Origin of the sequence: Flavobacterium plurextorum, from assembly GCF_024638035.1 — a bacterium.
Classification (GTDB): domain Bacteria; phylum Bacteroidota; class Bacteroidia; order Flavobacteriales; family Flavobacteriaceae; genus Flavobacterium; species Flavobacterium plurextorum.
On sequence record NZ_CP100442.1, the window covers coordinates 2,314,761 to 2,332,319 of the forward strand.

The window sequence follows — 17,559 nt, forward strand, 5'->3', positions numbered from 1 at the left end:
GATTTGTTAGGAGTAAGAAATAAGATTTAAAAAAAAGCTATTCAGCCACGTATTCTAAAATATCACCAGGCTGACAATCTAATATTTTACAAATAGCTTCGAGAGTGTCAAATCGAATTCCTTTTGCTTTTCCAGTTTTTAGAATCGATAAATTGGCAGGCGTAATATCTAGTTTTTCTGCCAACTCTTTACTCTGCATCTTGCGTTTGGCAAGCATTACATCAACATTTACAATTATTGGCATAGTTATATAAATAAGTCTTGTTCGTTCTGAAGGTTTAAACCTTGTTTAAAAATGGCTGCTAAAAAGTAAGCGAAAACACCAAGCATTCCGTGTAATAGAATAAAAAGTGAAACTTCATTATCCAGCGGAACAAAAAAGAAAGCCACAAATATTACAATACTCGGAATTAATAAGTTTGATAAATAGAAACGCCTTAAATGAGAAATTCCGTTTTGAGTAAACAGTTTAGGTTGAAAAAATACCTTAAAAACATTACTGCTCAATAAAAAGAAAAGTCCGTACAAACTTAACGGCGCCAAAAAGTCAAACAAAATATACGGCAAGTTATAATCACCAAGCATTAAAGGATGAGAAGTAAAAGGATAACAAACCTGAAAGTATTTTCCGTTGTCCTTAAAAGTCAAAAATAATCCCGTTACCAAAGTAAAAGCAGAATAGAAAGCTAGAAAGAAATAAACAACAGCCAGAAATCGGGTAAAGTAAAATAATATTTTAGATACAATATGAGTTGTCTTCATATATTGAAAAGTTAAATTGATATTGCAAATGTATAATTAATTATCGCAAAACAATAATTAATTATTGAAAATTACTTGTTTGTGCACTTTAGAGAATATTATAAATCTATTAACATTAGAAAACAAAAGGCATCCGTAAAAATGAGTTAATTTTGTAGACTAGCATTTTTTTATATGAAAAACCCAATTTCAGTCTCATTATTAGAGCTCGCTATCATTACTCAAGATAGCAATGCTGCAGAAACATTTCAAAAAACAAAAGACATAGCGCAATTAGCTGACAATTTAGGATATAAACGATTTTGGCTTGCAGAGCATCATAATATGGCACACGTTGCAAGTACTGCGACAGTTGTTTTAATTGGTTATGTTGCAAGTCAGACAAAAAATATCCGAGTAGGTTCTGGCGGTATCATGTTGCCAAACCATTCTCCTTTAGTAGTTGCGGAACAATTTGGAACCTTAGAGACGCTTTATCCAAACCGAATCGATTTAGGTTTAGGAAGAGCGCCGGGAACAGATCAACCAACTGCCGAAGCAATCAGAAAAGACTTTTTTGAACAAGCACAGCGTTTTCCACAAAATGTAAGCAAACTTCAGGAATATTTTTCGAGTGAAAATGCAACAGGAAAAGTTCGTGCGTTTCCAGCCGAAGGTTTAAAAGTTCCAATTTGGATTTTAGGTTCAAGTATGGATAGTGCGGCTTTGGCAGCGGCTTATGGATTGCCTTATGCTTTTGCTGGACACTTTGCACCAAAACTGATGGTTCAGGCTTTTGAATTCTATCGTGAAAATTTCCAAGCTTCAGAATATTTAGACAAACCAAAAACAATGGCTTGTGTTAATATCATTGCTGCAGACACAAACGAAGAAGCAGAATTGTTGTCTACAAGTTTGTATCAAATGTTTCTCAACTTAATTCGAAACGATCGCAAAGGTCTACAACCGCCAGTTCCGTCATTAGATGATATCATGAACGAACAAGAACGTTTTCATGTCAATCAAATGACAGCAGGAACCTTCACAGGAAACAAAGAGCAATTAAAAACCGATTTGAAAAAATTTATTGACTATACTAGAATTGATGAACTGATGGTAACAAGTCCAATCTTCGATCATCAGGCAAAACTAAAAAGTATTCAAATCACCAAAGAAGCAATCGATAGTCTTAACGAAAGTATACATATATAAGTATACTATAATATATAGTGATAATAACCGGACAAATTTTTTGAATCTGTCCGGTTTGTTTTTTATACATACCTATATAGGTATAGAATTATAGTTAAGCCCTAATTTTCTGTAGAGGCGCACGGTAGTGCGTCTAAGTTGTGAGTAAGACGTGTTGTGTGTCTTCTTTGGAAAATAATCAACACTTTAATATGTACTAACGTCTAGCGGAGCAAAGTCAAATGATATTTAGGTTTTGTATTTTTTGGCAGCTTTTTCCCGCTATTCGTTTCAATCTTTTATTTTGAACCTCAAAATAAAAGGATTTCCACTTCTATCGGGGCTGGAGAATGAGCTATTGAGGGAAATAAGAGAAGGAAAAGAAGAATTAAGTTCTTTTAAAGAGCAAATAAGCTTTAAAAAGAGATTGTAAATCTTGGATTCTTTACCACAGAATAAGAAAAACGCTGAAAACTCTGCAAAAGCAGGGGGCTTAAAAGTGTAAAAAATAAAGAAACGGCACTGTAATGGAGAAAACCCTTACAATAGATTGTGAAAAGCTGCTTTGTAAAGAATCCGTTATCAGTTAGTTAAGAAATAAAGTAAAAAAAGAATAAAAAAACTTTCTAAAAAGGCTTGTTTAAGTGGAATTGTTGTGTACTTTTGCACCCGCAACAGCGATAAACGTTCACCGAAATACTGACAAGCAAGGCAAATAAGCAGAGAAGAAATTTTCAAAAAAATATTGCGAAAAGCTTGTGAGAATGGAAAACGGATATTACATTTGCACCCCGCAAAATGCGGAAAGTTATTTGAAAGACTGGTAAGGAAAATGAGAAAATGAGACGAAAAAAAAGTTTCAAAATTTTTTAAATTTTTCTTGCAGGAAACAAAATAAATTTTTAGTTTTGCACCCGCTTTGAGAAACAAATTAAGGCGTAGAAAATAAAGAAATACACGTTCGTAGACATATTGAATTGACAGCCGTTTTGAAAGAGATTTCAAAACAAAAGAATAAGAGTAATAGAATCGTAAGATTCGAAAAGAACCGATAGATCATCATCGCAATATAATATTAAAATATACGATGAAGAGTTTGATCCTGGCTCAGGATGAACGCTAGCGGCAGGCTTAACACATGCAAGTCGAGGGGTATATGTCTTCGGATATAGAGACCGGCGCACGGGTGCGTAACGCGTATGCAATCTACCTTTTACAGAGGGATAGCCCAGAGAAATTTGGATTAATACCTCATAGTATAGCTCTACCGCATGGTAGTACTATTAAAGTCACAACGGTAAAAGATGAGCATGCGTCCCATTAGCTAGTTGGTAAGGTAACGGCTTACCAAGGCAACGATGGGTAGGGGTCCTGAGAGGGAGATCCCCCACACTGGTACTGAGACACGGACCAGACTCCTACGGGAGGCAGCAGTGAGGAATATTGGACAATGGGCGCAAGCCTGATCCAGCCATGCCGCGTGCAGGATGACGGTCCTATGGATTGTAAACTGCTTTTGTACGAGAAGAAACACTGCTTCGTGAAGCAGCTTGACGGTATCGTAAGAATAAGGATCGGCTAACTCCGTGCCAGCAGCCGCGGTAATACGGAGGATCCAAGCGTTATCCGGAATCATTGGGTTTAAAGGGTCCGTAGGCGGTTTAGTAAGTCAGTGGTGAAAGCCCATCGCTCAACGGTGGAACGGCCATTGATACTGCTGAACTTGAATTATTAGGAAGTAACTAGAATATGTAGTGTAGCGGTGAAATGCTTAGAGATTACATGGAATACCAATTGCGAAGGCAGGTTACTACTAATTGATTGACGCTGATGGACGAAAGCGTGGGGAGCGAACAGGATTAGATACCCTGGTAGTCCACGCCGTAAACGATGGATACTAGCTGTTGGGAGCAATCTCAGTGGCTAAGCGAAAGTGATAAGTATCCCACCTGGGGAGTACGTTCGCAAGAATGAAACTCAAAGGAATTGACGGGGGCCCGCACAAGCGGTGGAGCATGTGGTTTAATTCGATGATACGCGAGGAACCTTACCAAGGCTTAAATGTAGATTGACCGGTTTGGAAACAGATCTTTCGCAAGACAATTTACAAGGTGCTGCATGGTTGTCGTCAGCTCGTGCCGTGAGGTGTCAGGTTAAGTCCTATAACGAGCGCAACCCCTGTTGTTAGTTGCCAGCGAGTCATGTCGGGAACTCTAACAAGACTGCCAGTGCAAACTGTGAGGAAGGTGGGGATGACGTCAAATCATCACGGCCCTTACGCCTTGGGCTACACACGTGCTACAATGGCCGGTACAGAGAGCAGCCACTGGGCGACCAGGAGCGAATCTATAAAACCGGTCACAGTTCGGATCGGAGTCTGCAACTCGACTCCGTGAAGCTGGAATCGCTAGTAATCGGATATCAGCCATGATCCGGTGAATACGTTCCCGGGCCTTGTACACACCGCCCGTCAAGCCATGGAAGCTGGGGGTGCCTGAAGTCGGTGACCGCAAGGAGCTGCCTAGGGTAAAACTGGTAACTAGGGCTAAGTCGTAACAAGGTAGCCGTACCGGAAGGTGCGGCTGGAACACCTCCTTTCTAGAGCCTCAAATGTTAGTGCTTGCACACGTTGAGGAAACAAGATGATTATTTATAGGATTCTGAATTGGAGATTGTATTACTCTTGCTGTTAATTTAAAAAAAAATGAAAATTAAGTAAAACAGAGTCTCGTAGCTCAGCTGGTTAGAGTACTACACTGATAATGTAGGGGTCGGCAGTTCGAGTCTGCCCGGGACTACTCTTTTAACTTAATTACAAGGAAATTTTAGAAGTTGAAAGATTAAGAATCAAAAAGTTCATAATTTTTAATTCACGATTTTTGATTTTTAATTAAAATGGGGGATTAGCTCAGCTGGCTAGAGCGCCTGCCTTGCACGCAGGAGGTCAACGGTTCGACTCCGTTATTCTCCACAATTCAACGTTTAATCGTTGATTTGTTTAAGCGGTTAACCGAATTTACGGTTTAACGATTAAACGAAATAAAGTTCATTGACATATTGAGATAAGAAAATAATAAAAAGTAGAAAGCGTTTTTTGTTATAGTAGTAATACGAATAATAAAAGACAAAAAAAAACGGTCATAATTAATTTTATGATTGGTACAATAAGCAAAATAAGGGCGTATGGGGGATGCCTAGGCTCTCAGAGGCGATGAAAGGCGTGATAAGCTGCGAAAAGCTGCGGGGACGGGCACACACCGATTGATCCGCAGATACCTGAATGGGGCAACCCACTATGTTGAAGACATAGTACACCGATAGGTGGGCAAACCCGCTGAACTGAAACATCTAAGTAGGCGGAGGAGAAGAAAACAAAAGTGATTCCGTAAGTAGTGGCGAGCGAACGCGGATTAGCCCAAACCAATGTTGTTACGGCAATGTTGGGGTTGTAGGACCACGACATTTTATGCATGCAGAACCAGAACTGACTGGAAAGTCGGGCCATAGAGAGTGATAGCCTCGTATGGGTAATAAATGTAATAGATAGTGGTATCCTGAGTAGGGCGGGGCACGTGAAACCCTGTCTGAATTTGGCGGGACCATCCGCTAAGGCTAAATACTCCTGAGAGACCGATAGTGAACCAGTACCGTGAGGGAAAGGTGAAAAGAACCGTGAATAACGGAGTGAAATAGATCCTGAAACCATACGCTTACAAGCGGTCGGAGCCCTTTCGTGGGGTGACGGCGTGCCTTTTGCATAATGAGCCTACGAGTTAACGTTGCTGGCAAGGTTAAGTGATTAAGTCACGGATCCGTAGCGAAAGCGAGTCTGAATAGGGCGCTTTAGTCAGTAGTGTTAGACGCGAAACCGTGTGATCTACCCATGGGCAGGTTGAAGCTGTGGTAACACACAGTGGAGGACCGAACCGGTTGACGTTGAAAAGTCTTCGGATGACCTGTGGGTAGGGGTGAAAGGCCAATCAAACTCGGAAATAGCTCGTACTCCCCGAAATGCATTTAGGTGCAGCGTTAGTTATAAAGTTATATAGAGGTAGAGCTACTGATTGGATGCGGGGGCTTCACCGCCTACCAATTCCTGACAAACTCCGAATGCTATATAATGTTCACTAACAGTGAGGGCTTGGGTGCTAAGGTCCAAGTCCGAGAGGGAAAGAACCCAGACCATCAGCTAAGGTCCCCAAATATATGCTAAGTTGAAAGAACGAGGTTTGTCTGCCCAGACAGCTAGGATGTTGGCTTGGAAGCAGCCATTCATTTAAAGAGTGCGTAACAGCTCACTAGTCGAGCGGACGAGCATGGATAATAATCGGGCATAAGCATATTACCGAAGCTATGGATTTAGAGTTTACTCTAAGTGGTAGGGGAGCATTCTAACAGGGTTGAAGGTGTATCGTAAGGTATGCTGGACTGGTTAGAAAAGAAAATGTAGGCATAAGTAACGATAATGCGGGCGAGAAACCCGCACACCGAAAAACTAAGGTTTCCACAGCTATGCTAATCAGCTGTGGGTTAGTCTGGTCCTAAGGCGAACCCGAAAGGGACAGTCGATGGCTAACGGGTTAATATTCCCGTACTACTAATTACTGTGATGGGGTGACGGAGTGATGAAAGCGCCGCGAACTGACGGAATAGTTCGTTGAAGTACCTAGCTATATTCTCTATAGGCAAATCCGTAGAGAATGGTGAAATACGATAGTACTCGGAGTCTTCGGACAAAGAGATAGTGCGCCTAAGGGCTTCCAAGAAAAACCTCTAAACTTCAGGTAATTAGTACCAGTACCGTAAACCGACACAGGTAGTTGAGGAGAGAATCCTAAGGTGCTCGAGAGATTCATGGCTAAGGAATTAGGCAAAATAGACCTGTAACTTCGGGAGAAAGGTCGCCAGCAGCAATGCTGGCCGCAGTGAAGAGGTCCAGGCGACTGTTTATCAAAAACACAGGGCTCTGCAAAATCGTAAGATGAAGTATAGGGCCTGACACCTGCCCGGTGCTGGAAGGTTAAGAGGAGATGTTATCTTCGGAGAAGCATTGAATTGAAGCCCCAGTAAACGGCGGCCGTAACTATAACGGTCCTAAGGTAGCGAAATTCCTTGTCGGGTAAGTTCCGACCTGCACGAATGGTGTAACGATCTGGACACTGTCTCAGCCATGAGCTCGGTGAAATTGTAGTAACGGTGAAGATGCCGTTTACCCGCAGTGGGACGAAAAGACCCTGTGCACCTTTACTATAGCTTAGTATTGACCTTGGATAAATGATGTGTAGGATAGGTTGGAGACTATGAAGTGGCGTCGCCAGGCGTTGTGGAGTCATTGTTGAAATACAACCCTTTGTTTATCTGAGGCCTAACCCCGCGTTGTGGGGGACATTGCTTGGTGGGTAGTTTGACTGGGGTGGTCGCCTCCAAAAGAGTAACGGAGGCTTCTAAAGGTTCCCTCAGTACGCTTGGTAACCGTGCGTAGAGTGCAATGGCATAAGGGAGCTTGACTGAGAGACATACAGGTCGATCAGGTACGAAAGTAGAGCATAGTGATCCGGTGGTTCCGCATGGAAGGGCCATCGCTCAAAGGATAAAAGGTACGCCGGGGATAACAGGCTGATCTCCCCCAAGAGCTCATATCGACGGGGGGGTTTGGCACCTCGATGTCGGCTCGTCACATCCTGGGGCTGGAGAAGGTCCCAAGGGTTGGGCTGTTCGCCCATTAAAGTGGCACGCGAGCTGGGTTCAGAACGTCGTGAGACAGTTCGGTCTCTATCTACTGTGGGCGCAAGAAATTTGAGTGGATCTGATTCTAGTACGAGAGGACCGAATTGGACTAACCTCTAGTGTATCTGTTGTCCCGCCAGGGGCACCGCAGAGTAGCTACGTTGGGAAGGGATAAGCGCTGAAAGCATATAAGCGCGAAACCCACCACAAGATGAGATTTCTTTTAAGGATCGTGGAAGATGACCACGTTGATAGGCTATAGATGTAAAGGCAGTAATGTCATAGTCGAGTAGTACTAATAATCCGTAAGCTTATGTACACCCTTTTCCCCGCTTCGGCGGGGAAGAAACTTTCTAAAATAGTAAATAAAAGTACTTTTCTTTATCTCAGTATGTTAAGATATTATTTAATTGATAATTAATAATTTATAATTAACAATTAAAAGTTGCCCAAAGCAATTATAACTTCTTAAGGTGGTTATTGCGGCGGGGCTCACCTCTTCCCATCCCGAACAGAGTAGTTAAGCCCGCCTGCGCAGATGGTACTGCAGTTATGTGGGAGAGTATGTCGTCGCCTTTCTTTTAAGAATCCTCATCATTTACTTGATGAGGATTTTTTGTTTTTACGCAAATACCAAAAGGTATGGTGTATTGCGGGAGCCCCGACAGCCATCGGGGGTCGTCGCTTTTCTTTTAAGAATCCACATTATTTATTTGATGAGGATTTTTTTGTTTATAGTGGTTTTAGTTTTTTTTTTTTTTGAAAACTAAAGCGCATCATTTATTTGATAGTGCGCTAGGGATAATACCTTTTGCAAAGAAAAAAAGTTTTTTATTGTCCTTGTCACGAGTTCTTATAAAAGATTTGGCAAAGAGTAAGAGTACTGCTTAGAAGAAAGCTCCATAGTAATTATTTAGTTAGTGTTATGGTTGTGAATGTCAGTGAATTGGGTTTTATTGATGCTTATATTTTTTTATTATCAACATCGCGTACAAACTGAATTACACCATTCATAAAGACTTTTTGGTCATCCCACATAGCTAAATGGCTTCCATTTGGGCAGTATAAATAACGACCTTTTTTGACTAATTTGCTTTGTTCTTCCATTGCTTTTGGATCCATTGTATCGTATTTTGCACCAATCATCAACGTCGGAATTGTAATTTCTTGGAGTCTATTTTTAATATCCCACTTGGCTAATCTTCCGCTGATGCCAAATTCACTTGGGCCTTGCATTAAGGTATAAATTTCCCCATTTACATGTTTGCTGGCACGATTTAATCCGTCTGGCCATTCTTTTAATCGACATAAATGTTTTTTGTAGAAGTTTGGAAGCAATAATTCCATATATCGTGGATTTCCGAAATCTTTTTTGGCTTCTAAGGCTCTAATTTCTGCGAGAATTTTTGGCTCCATTTGTTTTGCTAAAACTTCATCAGCGTATTTTCCGTACTCAGGAGCGCTTGCCATCATGTTAGATACTAATAATCCTTTCATGTTTTGTTGATATTTCAGTGCATATTCCATTGCAAGGATACCTCCCCAGGAATTTCCCAGAACATAAAAGTTTTCTTTATTGGCATTAATTGCTTTTCGTACTTGCTCAACTTCATCAACAAATCTATCAATTGTCCATAAACTGCTATCTTTCGGCTGATCGCTGTAGTAAGATCCTAATTGGTCATATTCGTAAAATTCAAAACCTTCTCGTTGAAAAAATGTTTCAAAGCATTCCATGTATTCATGTGTCATTGCCGGGCCTCCGTGTAACAATAAGATTTTTATTTTGGGATTATTGCCAAAACGTTTTGTCCATACTTTAAATTCTCCTATCGGTGTTTTTATGGGAATCATTTTTACTCCCGCAGATTCTGGATTGTTTTGATCGTAAGTAAAATAATTGGAAAGATCAGTACTATTTTCTCTTTTACAAGATGTCATAAATAATATAATCGTAAAAGCTAGAATGTAACGCATGTAGTTATAATTTAATGGTTTATACTAAGTTACAAATTATAGGTTGTGGATTCTAAAAACTTTAAAAGTTTCTTAAATAGATTTGATCGGGTTTTTTCTTGCCGTAAATTAGTAATGCTATGTATAAAGTAACGAATTATGAAAAACAGGATATTTATAGCCGTGGTATTATTATTTCTTGCAATTTCAGCAAGTGCACAGAAGAAAATTGAAGTATCGGAACTGCCAAAACCTGCACAAGATTTTTTGAAAAAACATTTTAGCTATACTACAGTTGTAAGTGCTAAAAAAGATGCAGAACACGGTGAAAAAGGTTTTGAAGTAAAACTGAAAGATGGAACAGAAGTTGAATTTTGGAAAGACGGATCATATCGTGAAGTTGATGGAGGAGATAAACCAATTCCAACTGATTTTATCCCGAATAACATCAAAGAGTATGTGGCGAAGAATCATCCTAACGAAAGAATAACGCACATTGATTACGGACACAAAGATTTGGATGTTGATTTAACAAATAATATTGATTTAGAATTTACAAAAGAGGGAAAGATTCTAAAGGATAAAAAGAATAAATAAAATTTAGTGTCGCTGATGATTAATCCCAATGAGATAAAATAGTTTATATTTACAATTCTATTTTTTATTTTATGGAAGAAAATAAACATGTAACGATTTATGATATTGCTGAGCGTTTAAATTTGGCAACATCTACTATTTCACGTGCTTTAAAAGATCATCACACGATTAGTGATAAGACAATTAAAAAAGTAAAAAAAACGGCCGAAGAAATGGGTTTTGTACCCAATACTTTAGCGGCAGGTTTACGCGGAAATAAAACTAGAACGATTGGTGTTTTAATTCCAACAGTTACACAGCCTTTTTTATCTTCTTTAATCAGTGGTATTGAAATTACGGCTCAAAAATCTGATTATACTGTAATTATTATGCAATCGCATGACTCGTATGAGGAAGAAGTAAATATGGCCAAATCACTGTACAGCAATCGTGTAAGCGGTGTAATTTGTTCGCTGGCAATGGAAACTAGAGATACGGCGCATTTTCATCAGTTTTCGAACAATAATATTCCATTGGTTTTTGTTGACAGGGTTCCAAAAGATTATAATACTTTTCGAGTTGTGATTGATAATTATTCAGCAGGTTATAAAGCAACCAAACACCTTATAGAACAAGGCTGTATTCGTATTGCACATTTAACTGCCGGCTCTGAATTAGGGAACCTTTATAACGAAAGAAAAAGAGGATATATAGAAGCCTTAAAAGATCATAATATTTCCGTTGAAGAAGAATTAATCATTAATTTGAATTCAGTTACCTATGAAGACGGAGTAAAAGCCAGTAACTCTTTATTTGATTTAAAGCCTATGCCGGACGGATTATTCGCTCCTGGTGATATTTTGGCTGTAAGTGCTGTTCAGACTGCTAAAAAGCGTGGTATTAAAGTGCCCGAAGAGTTTAAAGTAATTGGTTTTAATAACGACCCAATTTCACAAATTATTGATCCTAATCTATCGACTATAACGCATCCGGCGGAAAAGATGGGAAAAGCAGCAGCAGAAATTATTATCAAAAATTTGAAATCTTCTAAAAATGATGATGCAAAAGAAATTACTTTTTTAAATACAGAAGTACTTGCCAGAGAATCATCTAGTAAAGAATAAATGAGAAAGAACTAAATTATTCATTAATGCAAACGGTTATACTTCCAGATGAATTGAATTTTGAAAATTCAAAGCAGGTTTATGTTTTTGATTACAGTAGTTCGAAAGAAATTTCTAAACAACAGATTGTTTTAAATCAAAATACAATTAGTTTTCTTCTTGAAGGAAACAAAGAAGTATTTTTTGATACAACCGCTTTGGCAATAAGTCCTTCCCAATTTTTGATAATGAAATCTGGAAATTGTTTAATGACTGAAAAACTTTCTGAAATTTCAAATTACAGAAGTATACTTTTGTTTTTCTCAAATGAGATTGTCCTGCGATTCATTAGAAAGATTGAATTTAGTAAAATTGAAGCTAGAGAATATAAATCAGTTTATGTTTTTGAGTATGATGCTTTTTTACAGCGTTTTGTATGCAGCTTAATCGATATTGCTGGACTTTCGGGAGAAATTAAATTCAAATTACTAGAAGTTAAGTTTGAAGAAATCATGCTTTATTTAACCGAAAAGTATGGAACCGAATTTTTGTATTCCTTAACTATAAACAGTGATGATGTCTCTCAAAAATTTATTCAGGTAATCGAAAATAGTCATTTGAGTAAATTAACCTTAAAAGAACTAGCATTTTTGTGCAATATGAGCGTTTCAACATTCAAAAGAGAATTTGAAAAGCATTATGCTGAGTCTCCAATAAAATGGTTTCAAAATAAAAGATTGGAATTTGCGCATCATTTACTGCAGCAAGAAAAAAAGAATCCATCAGAAATTTACTTTGAAGCAGGTTACGAAAACCTATCTAGTTTTACGCAAGCTTACAAATTAAAGTATGGCGTCACGCCAAAGCAAAATCAGAAAAATTGAACTTTTATCAATAGTTTTTGATCCTTTCTCTAAAGTTTCTATGGCATCACTGAACCTAAATTTGCTTAAAATTTTAAAACGAAGTAAAATGAAAAAGCTAAATTTAATTTTGGTGTTGTCTTTAATTTTCACAACAACAATTTTTGCCCAAAAAACATTTACCCTAACCAGTAAAGATTTAGGAGGAGAAACTACTAAGATTCAGGAATTCAACGGATTTGGATGCTCAGGTGAAAATCAATCTCCAGAATTATCATGGAAAAATGCTCCAGAAGGAACAAAAAGTTTTGCCATCACGATGTATGATCCAGATGCGCCAACAGGAAGCGGATTCTGGCATTGGGTAGTCGTTGATATTCCGGTAAACGTAAATGAATTGGTAACCAATGCAGGAACAAAAAGTAATTTAATTCCTAAAGGCGCTATTCAAAGTATTACAGATTATGGTATTAAAGGATTTGGAGGTCCTTGCCCGCCAGCTGGTCATGGGTTTCACCAATATATAATTACAGTTTATGCATTAAAAACAGATAAATTAGGAACTAATGAAAATACAAATCCTGCTGTAGTTGGTTTTAATCTTTGGAACCAAGCCTTGGCAAAAGCAAGTATTGTAGCATATTATAAACGATAAAAAACAAATTAAGAATATCGAAATTTTAGGATTTTAAATCTTGGATTCAACCCCGTTAAAGCAGGATAGTTTTTATAATTATCCTGCTTTTATTTGTTATGAAAATATATTTTAATAAAAAAAGAGAGCTAAAATTTTTTTCTTAAACAACAATCTTATATTTTTACGCAACCGATTGCAATTGTTGTTTTATTTAGAATAATATATTTTTTAAATTAAAATTTTATCAAATAGTATTATTTGTATGTAAAATGTTGATTCGGTAAAAATAAAGTTTTATGAGTAAACTAATCAGTAAATGACTTCAATAAGAATTGTTTTCCTGTTTCTTTCGATTTCCTTTTCCGCTTTAGCGCAGAAGGATTATAAATTATGGCTTCAATATGATAGAATAAACAATTTGGATATTACTTTAGAATATAAAAGTAATATCCAAAGAATTGTTTCTCTGGGAAATTCTGAAACTTCTCATATTTCTGTAAAAGAATTGGAAAACGGAATTGTTGGCATGCTGGGAAATAAATTAGAAGTTAAATCAGAAATTAAAGGAGAAAACAATCTGATTGTTGGTTCTCAACTTTCTTTAAATTCTGATTTGCAAAAGGCATTACAAACAGATTTTGATAAAATAAGCAGCGAAGGTTTTATAATTAAATCTATCAACTTAAAAAATAAAAAGCAGTTGATCATTTCAGGAAAAAATGATGTTTCAGTTTTATACGGTGTTTTTACTTTTTTGAGGTTAATGCAGACAAATAAATCAATCCAGAACTTAAATATTACAGATTCACCAAAGACAAATATCCGAATCTTAAACCATTGGGATAATCTGGACAGAACCGTAGAGCGTGGTTACGCAGGTTTCTCGTTATGGAATTGGCAGAAACTGCCTGATTTTATCGATCAGCGCTATATTGATTATGCAAGAGCAAATGCGTCAATAGGTATTAATGGAACAGTTTTAACGAATGTAAATGCAAATGCTTTAATCCTGACGCCGCAATATTTAGATAAGGTTGAAGCATTGGCGAATGTTTTTAGACCTTACGGAATAAAAGTGTATTTAACGGCACGTTTTTCGGCACCAATTGAAATAGGGAAGTTAAAAACTGCGGATCCAAAAGATGCTGAAGTGATTAGTTGGTGGAAAAATAAAGCTGCTGAAATTTACAAACGAATTCCAGATTTTGGTGGTTTTTTGGTGAAAGCAAATTCAGAAGGTCAACCTGGTCCTCAAAATTACGGAAGAGATCATGTCGACGGTGCCAATATGCTGGCCGATGCAGTTGCTCCGTTTGGAGGCATAATTATGTGGAGAGCATTTGTGTATTCTGAACATGATGCAAACGATCGGGCAAAACAAGCTTACGCTGAATTTCAGCCGTATGATGGGAAATTTAAAGAAAATGTAATTGTTCAGGTTAAAAATGGAGCAATTGATTTTCAACCTAGAGAACCGTTTCACCCATTATTTGGCGCGATGCCGAAAACACCTTTAATGATCGAATTTCAAATCACGCAGGAATATTTAGGATTTAGCACTCACTTAGTTTTTCTGCCAAAATTATTTCAGGAAGTTTTAGAATCAGATACGTATCAAAAAGGCAAAGGTTCAACTGTTGCAAAAGTCATTGATGGAACTTTATATCAAAACAAACTAACCGGAATTGCCGGCGTTGCTAATATCGGGAACGATTTAAACTGGACAGGACATCCTTTTGCACAGGCCAATTGGTATGGTTTCGGAAGATTGGCTTGGAATCCGTATTTAGATTCAGAAATCATTGCCGATGAATGGTTAAGATGTACTTTTTCAAACGATGAAAATTTCATAAAACCAGTTAAAAGTCTGATGATAGAATCGCGAGAAGCTGTGGTTAATTATATGACACCTTTGGGTTTACATCATATTATGGATACGGGACATCATTACGGACCTGGGCCTTGGATTTCTAATTTATCGCGTCCAGAATGGAATCCAACTTATTATCATAAAGCAGATAAAAACGGAATTGGTTTTGACAGATCAAAGTCGGGAACCAATGCTACTGCACAGTATGCATCTGAAATAGAGAAAATTTTTGATAATGTAGAGACATGCTCTGAGCAAGATTTATTATGGTTTCATCATGTTTCATGGGATTATAAACTGAAAAATGGACAAACGCTTTGGAACGGACTTTCGCTTAAATATCAGGAAGGCGTAAATCAAGTTACAGCAATGCAGAATGTTTGGAATAAAACTGAAAAGTATGTTGACAACGAACGTTTTAACGAAGTAAAAATGCTGCTCGAAATTCAGCAGAAAGAAGCAAAATGGTGGAGAGATGCCTGTTTATTGTATTTTCAGCAATTTTCAGGAAAAGAACTTCCTGACGGAGTTGAAAAACCAACACAAACTTTAGAGTATTTTAAATCACTAAAATTTCCTTTTGCACCAGGAAATGGATAATAAATGGAGTAATTATAACGCTGATTTACACGGTTTTTTTGTTTTGCTTTTATTGGAAAAATCTGTTTTTTTCCGCGTCTTTGCGATAGAGAATCTGTGTCACCTGCGTTCGATAAATATATTTTAAAAATTATGAGTAAAAAAACAGCAATAGTAACCGGAGGAAATTCAGGTTTAGGATTTGCAACAGCAAAGAAATTTTGTGACAATGGAATCACAACCTACATTATTGGAAGATCAAAAGAAAAGACAGAAGACGCCTGTAAGGAAATTGGAGAAAATGCTATTCCAGTAATCTTCGATTTAAATGAGCTGGAAGGAATTCCTGCCATGATCGAAAGTATTACAAAAAATAATCCAATTGATATTTTGGTCAACAATGCTGGGATCAATATGAAGAAAGAATTTGCTGATGTAACCGATGAAGATTTCTTAAAGATAATTCATACCAATCTTTTGAGTGTTTTTGCTGTGAGCCGAGAAGTGGTAAAAAACATGAAAGAGAATGGAGGAGGAAGCATAATTAATATTAGTTCAATGGCATCACAATACGGAATTCCAAAAGTAATTGCCTATTCCGCGAGTAAAGGTGCGATTGAATCTATGACGCGTGCAATGGCAGTTGAATTGGCTCCGTCTGGCATTCGTGTGAACTGTATTGCACCAGGATTTATTAAAACTAAAATGTCGTCAACAGCTTTGGATAATGATCCCGAAAGAAAAAATAAAGTCTTAGGAAGAACACCAATGGGATTTTTAGGAGAACCCTCGGATATTGCCGATGCCGTTTATTACTTCGCTTTAAGCGAATCAAAATATACAACAGGAACTGTTTTGCCTGTTGATGGTGGAAATAGTATTGGGTTTTAATTTTTTAATTTTTAAACACATAGAATCATAGTTTTTCTTTGTTTACAAGGCATAGCTGTGTGTTAGAAACTAGTTTTTTTTAAAACTTTTTCAAGCCAATTTAAATCTATGTCTCTATGTGTTTAATTAATTTTTACAAAAGTTAAGTATGATAAAAATGCAGCAAACCATGCGATGGTTCGGACCAAGTGATAATGTTAAGCTGATTGACATTCGACAAGCTGGCGCAACAGGAATTGTAACGGCTTTGCATCAAATTTCGGTTGGAGAGGTTTGGACAATTGAAGCAATAAAAGAAAGACAACAAATTATTAAAGAAGCCGGATTAGAATGGACTGTTGTTGAAAGTTTGCCTGTTCATGGAGAAATTAAAAGAGCTTCAGGAAATTATCGTCAATACATCGATAATTATAAAATCAGTTTACAAAATCTGGCGGAGTGCGGAATAAAAATTATCACTTATAATTTTATGCCGATTCTGGACTGGGTTAGAACTAATCATAATTTTATCAATGAAGATGGAAGTAAAGCCTTGCTATACAATCAGGATGCTTTTACCTATTTTGATGTTTTTCTTCTAAAAAGACCAAATTCAGAAAATGATTATTCGGATGCAGAAAAAGAAAAAGCATTACAGTTTGGAAACTATTTGTCAGAAGATGAAAAAGCATTGTTGTTTAAAAATGTTTTATTGGGATTGCCGGGAAGTAAAATCAATTTTACGGCAGAACAGATTTTATCTTTATTAGATAATTATGCGAATATTGATAATGAAAAACTAAGAGAAAACTTGATTTACTTTTTATCCGAAGTTGCTCCAATTGCGGAGAAAAATGGACAAAAATTAGCGATTCATCCTGACGATCCGCCGTTTTCAGTTTTAGGACTTCCGAGGATTGTTTCTACAGAAAAAGATATTAAGGCTATTTTGGAAGCCGTGCCCTTAAACGCAAATGGTTTGTGTTATTGCACAGGTTCTTTAGGGGCAAATCCGGATAACAATCTGGAGAAAATTATAGATGATTTTGGTGATCGAATTCATTTTTTGCACCTCCGAAATACCATTCGTGAAAGTGAAACTATTTTTAGAGAATCAGAACATTTAAATGGTGATGCGAATATGGAAATTATCGTAGAGAAATTATTGATGCTGATGAATAAAACAAAAATAAGTCTTCCAATGCGTCCCGATCATGGTTTTCTACATTCGGTTGACGAATCGAAAGAAACGTATCCTGGATATTCTCTGGTAGGAAGATTAAAAGGTCTTGCTGAGTTAAGAGGTTTGGAGATGGGAATTGCTTATAAATTGAATTTGTAATAGTATTGAAATAATACGTACTATTTGTCATTCCGAAGAACGAGGAGTCTTCACGAGAAACGCTGCAAAGATTGGATTCTTGTTGCGGAGCTGCTTACGAAGAT

11 protein-coding genes, 2 tRNA genes and 3 rRNA genes are annotated in these 17,559 nt (G+C 37.3%); 13 read left to right on the plus strand and 3 right to left on the minus strand.

Features of this window, described 5'->3' with window-relative positions; translation table 11 throughout:
- Nucleotides 1-37: 37 nt before the first annotated feature.
- Both NLG42_RS10240 and NLG42_RS10245 read right to left on the minus strand, forming a co-directional pair.
- On the minus strand, nucleotides 38-244 hold the full coding sequence (locus NLG42_RS10240) for a helix-turn-helix domain-containing protein (RefSeq protein WP_012024053.1): 207 nt from the start codon (nucleotides 242-244) through the stop codon (nucleotides 38-40).
- A 2-nt stretch (nucleotides 245-246) separates the two neighbouring features.
- On the minus strand, nucleotides 247-762 hold the full coding sequence (locus tag NLG42_RS10245; RefSeq protein ID WP_089058408.1) for a DUF2975 domain-containing protein: 516 nt from the start codon (nucleotides 760-762) through the stop codon (nucleotides 247-249).
- Nucleotides 763-936: 174 nt separating this feature from the next.
- Between NLG42_RS10245 and NLG42_RS10250 the strand changes: the two genes are divergently transcribed.
- From NLG42_RS10250 to rrf, 6 genes are all read left to right on the plus strand, one after another.
- Entirely contained in the window at nucleotides 937-1,953 is a 1,017-nt protein-coding gene (locus NLG42_RS10250) for an LLM class flavin-dependent oxidoreductase (RefSeq protein ID WP_257683673.1), read from the plus strand.
- A gap of 1,063 nt (nucleotides 1,954-3,016) precedes the next feature.
- Nucleotides 3,017-4,530: ribosomal RNA gene (locus NLG42_RS10255) — 16S ribosomal RNA — on the plus strand.
- 126 nt (nucleotides 4,531-4,656) lie between these two features.
- A tRNA-Ile gene (locus NLG42_RS10260) sits at nucleotides 4,657-4,730 on the plus strand.
- Nucleotides 4,731-4,829: 99 nt separating this feature from the next.
- Nucleotides 4,830-4,903 (plus strand) — tRNA-Ala (locus tag NLG42_RS10265).
- A 191-nt stretch (nucleotides 4,904-5,094) separates the two neighbouring features.
- Nucleotides 5,095-7,978: ribosomal RNA gene (locus NLG42_RS10270) — 23S ribosomal RNA — on the plus strand.
- 150 nt (nucleotides 7,979-8,128) lie between these two features.
- Nucleotides 8,129-8,238, plus strand: a 5S ribosomal RNA gene (gene rrf / locus NLG42_RS10275).
- The 16S, 23S and 5S rRNA genes sit together here with 2 tRNA genes alongside, the layout of an rRNA operon.
- Before the next feature lie 384 nt (nucleotides 8,239-8,622).
- Here the strand turns inward: rrf and NLG42_RS10280 are convergent.
- The gene (locus NLG42_RS10280; protein ID WP_257683674.1) at nucleotides 8,623-9,636 is read right to left on the minus strand and encodes a proline-specific peptidase family protein; all 1,014 of its coding nucleotides are present in this window, start codon (nucleotides 9,634-9,636) and stop codon (nucleotides 8,623-8,625) included.
- 138 nt (nucleotides 9,637-9,774) lie between these two features.
- Here NLG42_RS10280 and NLG42_RS10285 point away from each other — a divergent pair, with 138 nt between their 5' ends.
- The 7 genes from NLG42_RS10285 (at nucleotide 9,775) to uxuA (ending at nucleotide 17,455) form a co-directional block, all read left to right on the plus strand.
- Complete coding sequence (locus tag NLG42_RS10285; RefSeq protein WP_257683675.1) at nucleotides 9,775-10,212, plus strand: PepSY-like domain-containing protein; 438 nt, start codon at nucleotides 9,775-9,777, stop codon at nucleotides 10,210-10,212.
- 71 nt (nucleotides 10,213-10,283) lie between these two features.
- Complete coding sequence (locus tag NLG42_RS10290; protein ID WP_089056902.1) at nucleotides 10,284-11,315, plus strand: LacI family DNA-binding transcriptional regulator; 1,032 nt, start codon at nucleotides 10,284-10,286, stop codon at nucleotides 11,313-11,315.
- A gap of 26 nt (nucleotides 11,316-11,341) precedes the next feature.
- A complete protein-coding gene (locus NLG42_RS10295) occupies nucleotides 11,342-12,178 on the plus strand; it encodes a helix-turn-helix domain-containing protein (RefSeq protein WP_257683676.1) in 837 nt (278 codons plus the stop codon).
- A gap of 88 nt (nucleotides 12,179-12,266) precedes the next feature.
- Nucleotides 12,267-12,812: a YbhB/YbcL family Raf kinase inhibitor-like protein gene (locus tag NLG42_RS10300; protein WP_257683677.1), complete on the plus strand. Its 546-nt coding sequence runs from the start codon at nucleotides 12,267-12,269 to the stop codon at nucleotides 12,810-12,812.
- A 298-nt stretch (nucleotides 12,813-13,110) separates the two neighbouring features.
- Nucleotides 13,111-15,264 (plus strand): alpha-glucuronidase family glycosyl hydrolase, encoded by a 2,154-nt coding sequence (locus NLG42_RS10305; protein WP_257683678.1) that lies wholly within the window; start codon nucleotides 13,111-13,113, stop codon nucleotides 15,262-15,264.
- Between the two features lie 132 nt (nucleotides 15,265-15,396).
- Nucleotides 15,397-16,134: an SDR family NAD(P)-dependent oxidoreductase gene (locus tag NLG42_RS10310; RefSeq protein WP_089056913.1), complete on the plus strand. Its 738-nt coding sequence runs from the start codon at nucleotides 15,397-15,399 to the stop codon at nucleotides 16,132-16,134.
- Between the two features lie 157 nt (nucleotides 16,135-16,291).
- Complete coding sequence (gene uxuA / locus NLG42_RS10315; protein ID WP_257683982.1) at nucleotides 16,292-17,455, plus strand: mannonate dehydratase; 1,164 nt, start codon at nucleotides 16,292-16,294, stop codon at nucleotides 17,453-17,455.
- The last annotated feature ends 104 nt before the right edge of the window (nucleotides 17,456-17,559 follow it).

What these genes read in the sequence shown, in the direction of transcription:
- NLG42_RS10295 (WP_257683676.1), top strand. Translation starts at nt 11,342, where the DNA reads ATGCAAACGGTTATACTTCCAGATGAATTGAATTTTGAAAATTCAAAG.
- NLG42_RS10285 (WP_257683675.1), top strand. Translation starts at nt 9,775, where the DNA reads ATGAAAAACAGGATATTTATAGCCGTGGTATTATTATTTCTTGCAATT.
- NLG42_RS10300 (WP_257683677.1), top strand. Translation starts at nt 12,267, where the DNA reads ATGAAAAAGCTAAATTTAATTTTGGTGTTGTCTTTAATTTTCACAACA.
- NLG42_RS10240 (WP_012024053.1), bottom strand. Translation starts at nt 244, where the DNA reads ATGCCAATAATTGTAAATGTTGATGTAATGCTTGCCAAACGCAAGATG.
- NLG42_RS10310 (WP_089056913.1), top strand. Translation starts at nt 15,397, where the DNA reads ATGAGTAAAAAAACAGCAATAGTAACCGGAGGAAATTCAGGTTTAGGA.
- NLG42_RS10305 (WP_257683678.1), top strand. Translation starts at nt 13,111, where the DNA reads ATGACTTCAATAAGAATTGTTTTCCTGTTTCTTTCGATTTCCTTTTCC.
- uxuA (WP_257683982.1), top strand. Translation starts at nt 16,292, where the DNA reads ATGCAGCAAACCATGCGATGGTTCGGACCAAGTGATAATGTTAAGCTG.
- NLG42_RS10250 (WP_257683673.1), top strand. Translation starts at nt 937, where the DNA reads ATGAAAAACCCAATTTCAGTCTCATTATTAGAGCTCGCTATCATTACT.
- NLG42_RS10290 (WP_089056902.1), top strand. Translation starts at nt 10,284, where the DNA reads ATGGAAGAAAATAAACATGTAACGATTTATGATATTGCTGAGCGTTTA.
- NLG42_RS10245 (WP_089058408.1), bottom strand. Translation starts at nt 762, where the DNA reads ATGAAGACAACTCATATTGTATCTAAAATATTATTTTACTTTACCCGA.
- NLG42_RS10280 (WP_257683674.1), bottom strand. Translation starts at nt 9,636, where the DNA reads ATGCGTTACATTCTAGCTTTTACGATTATATTATTTATGACATCTTGT.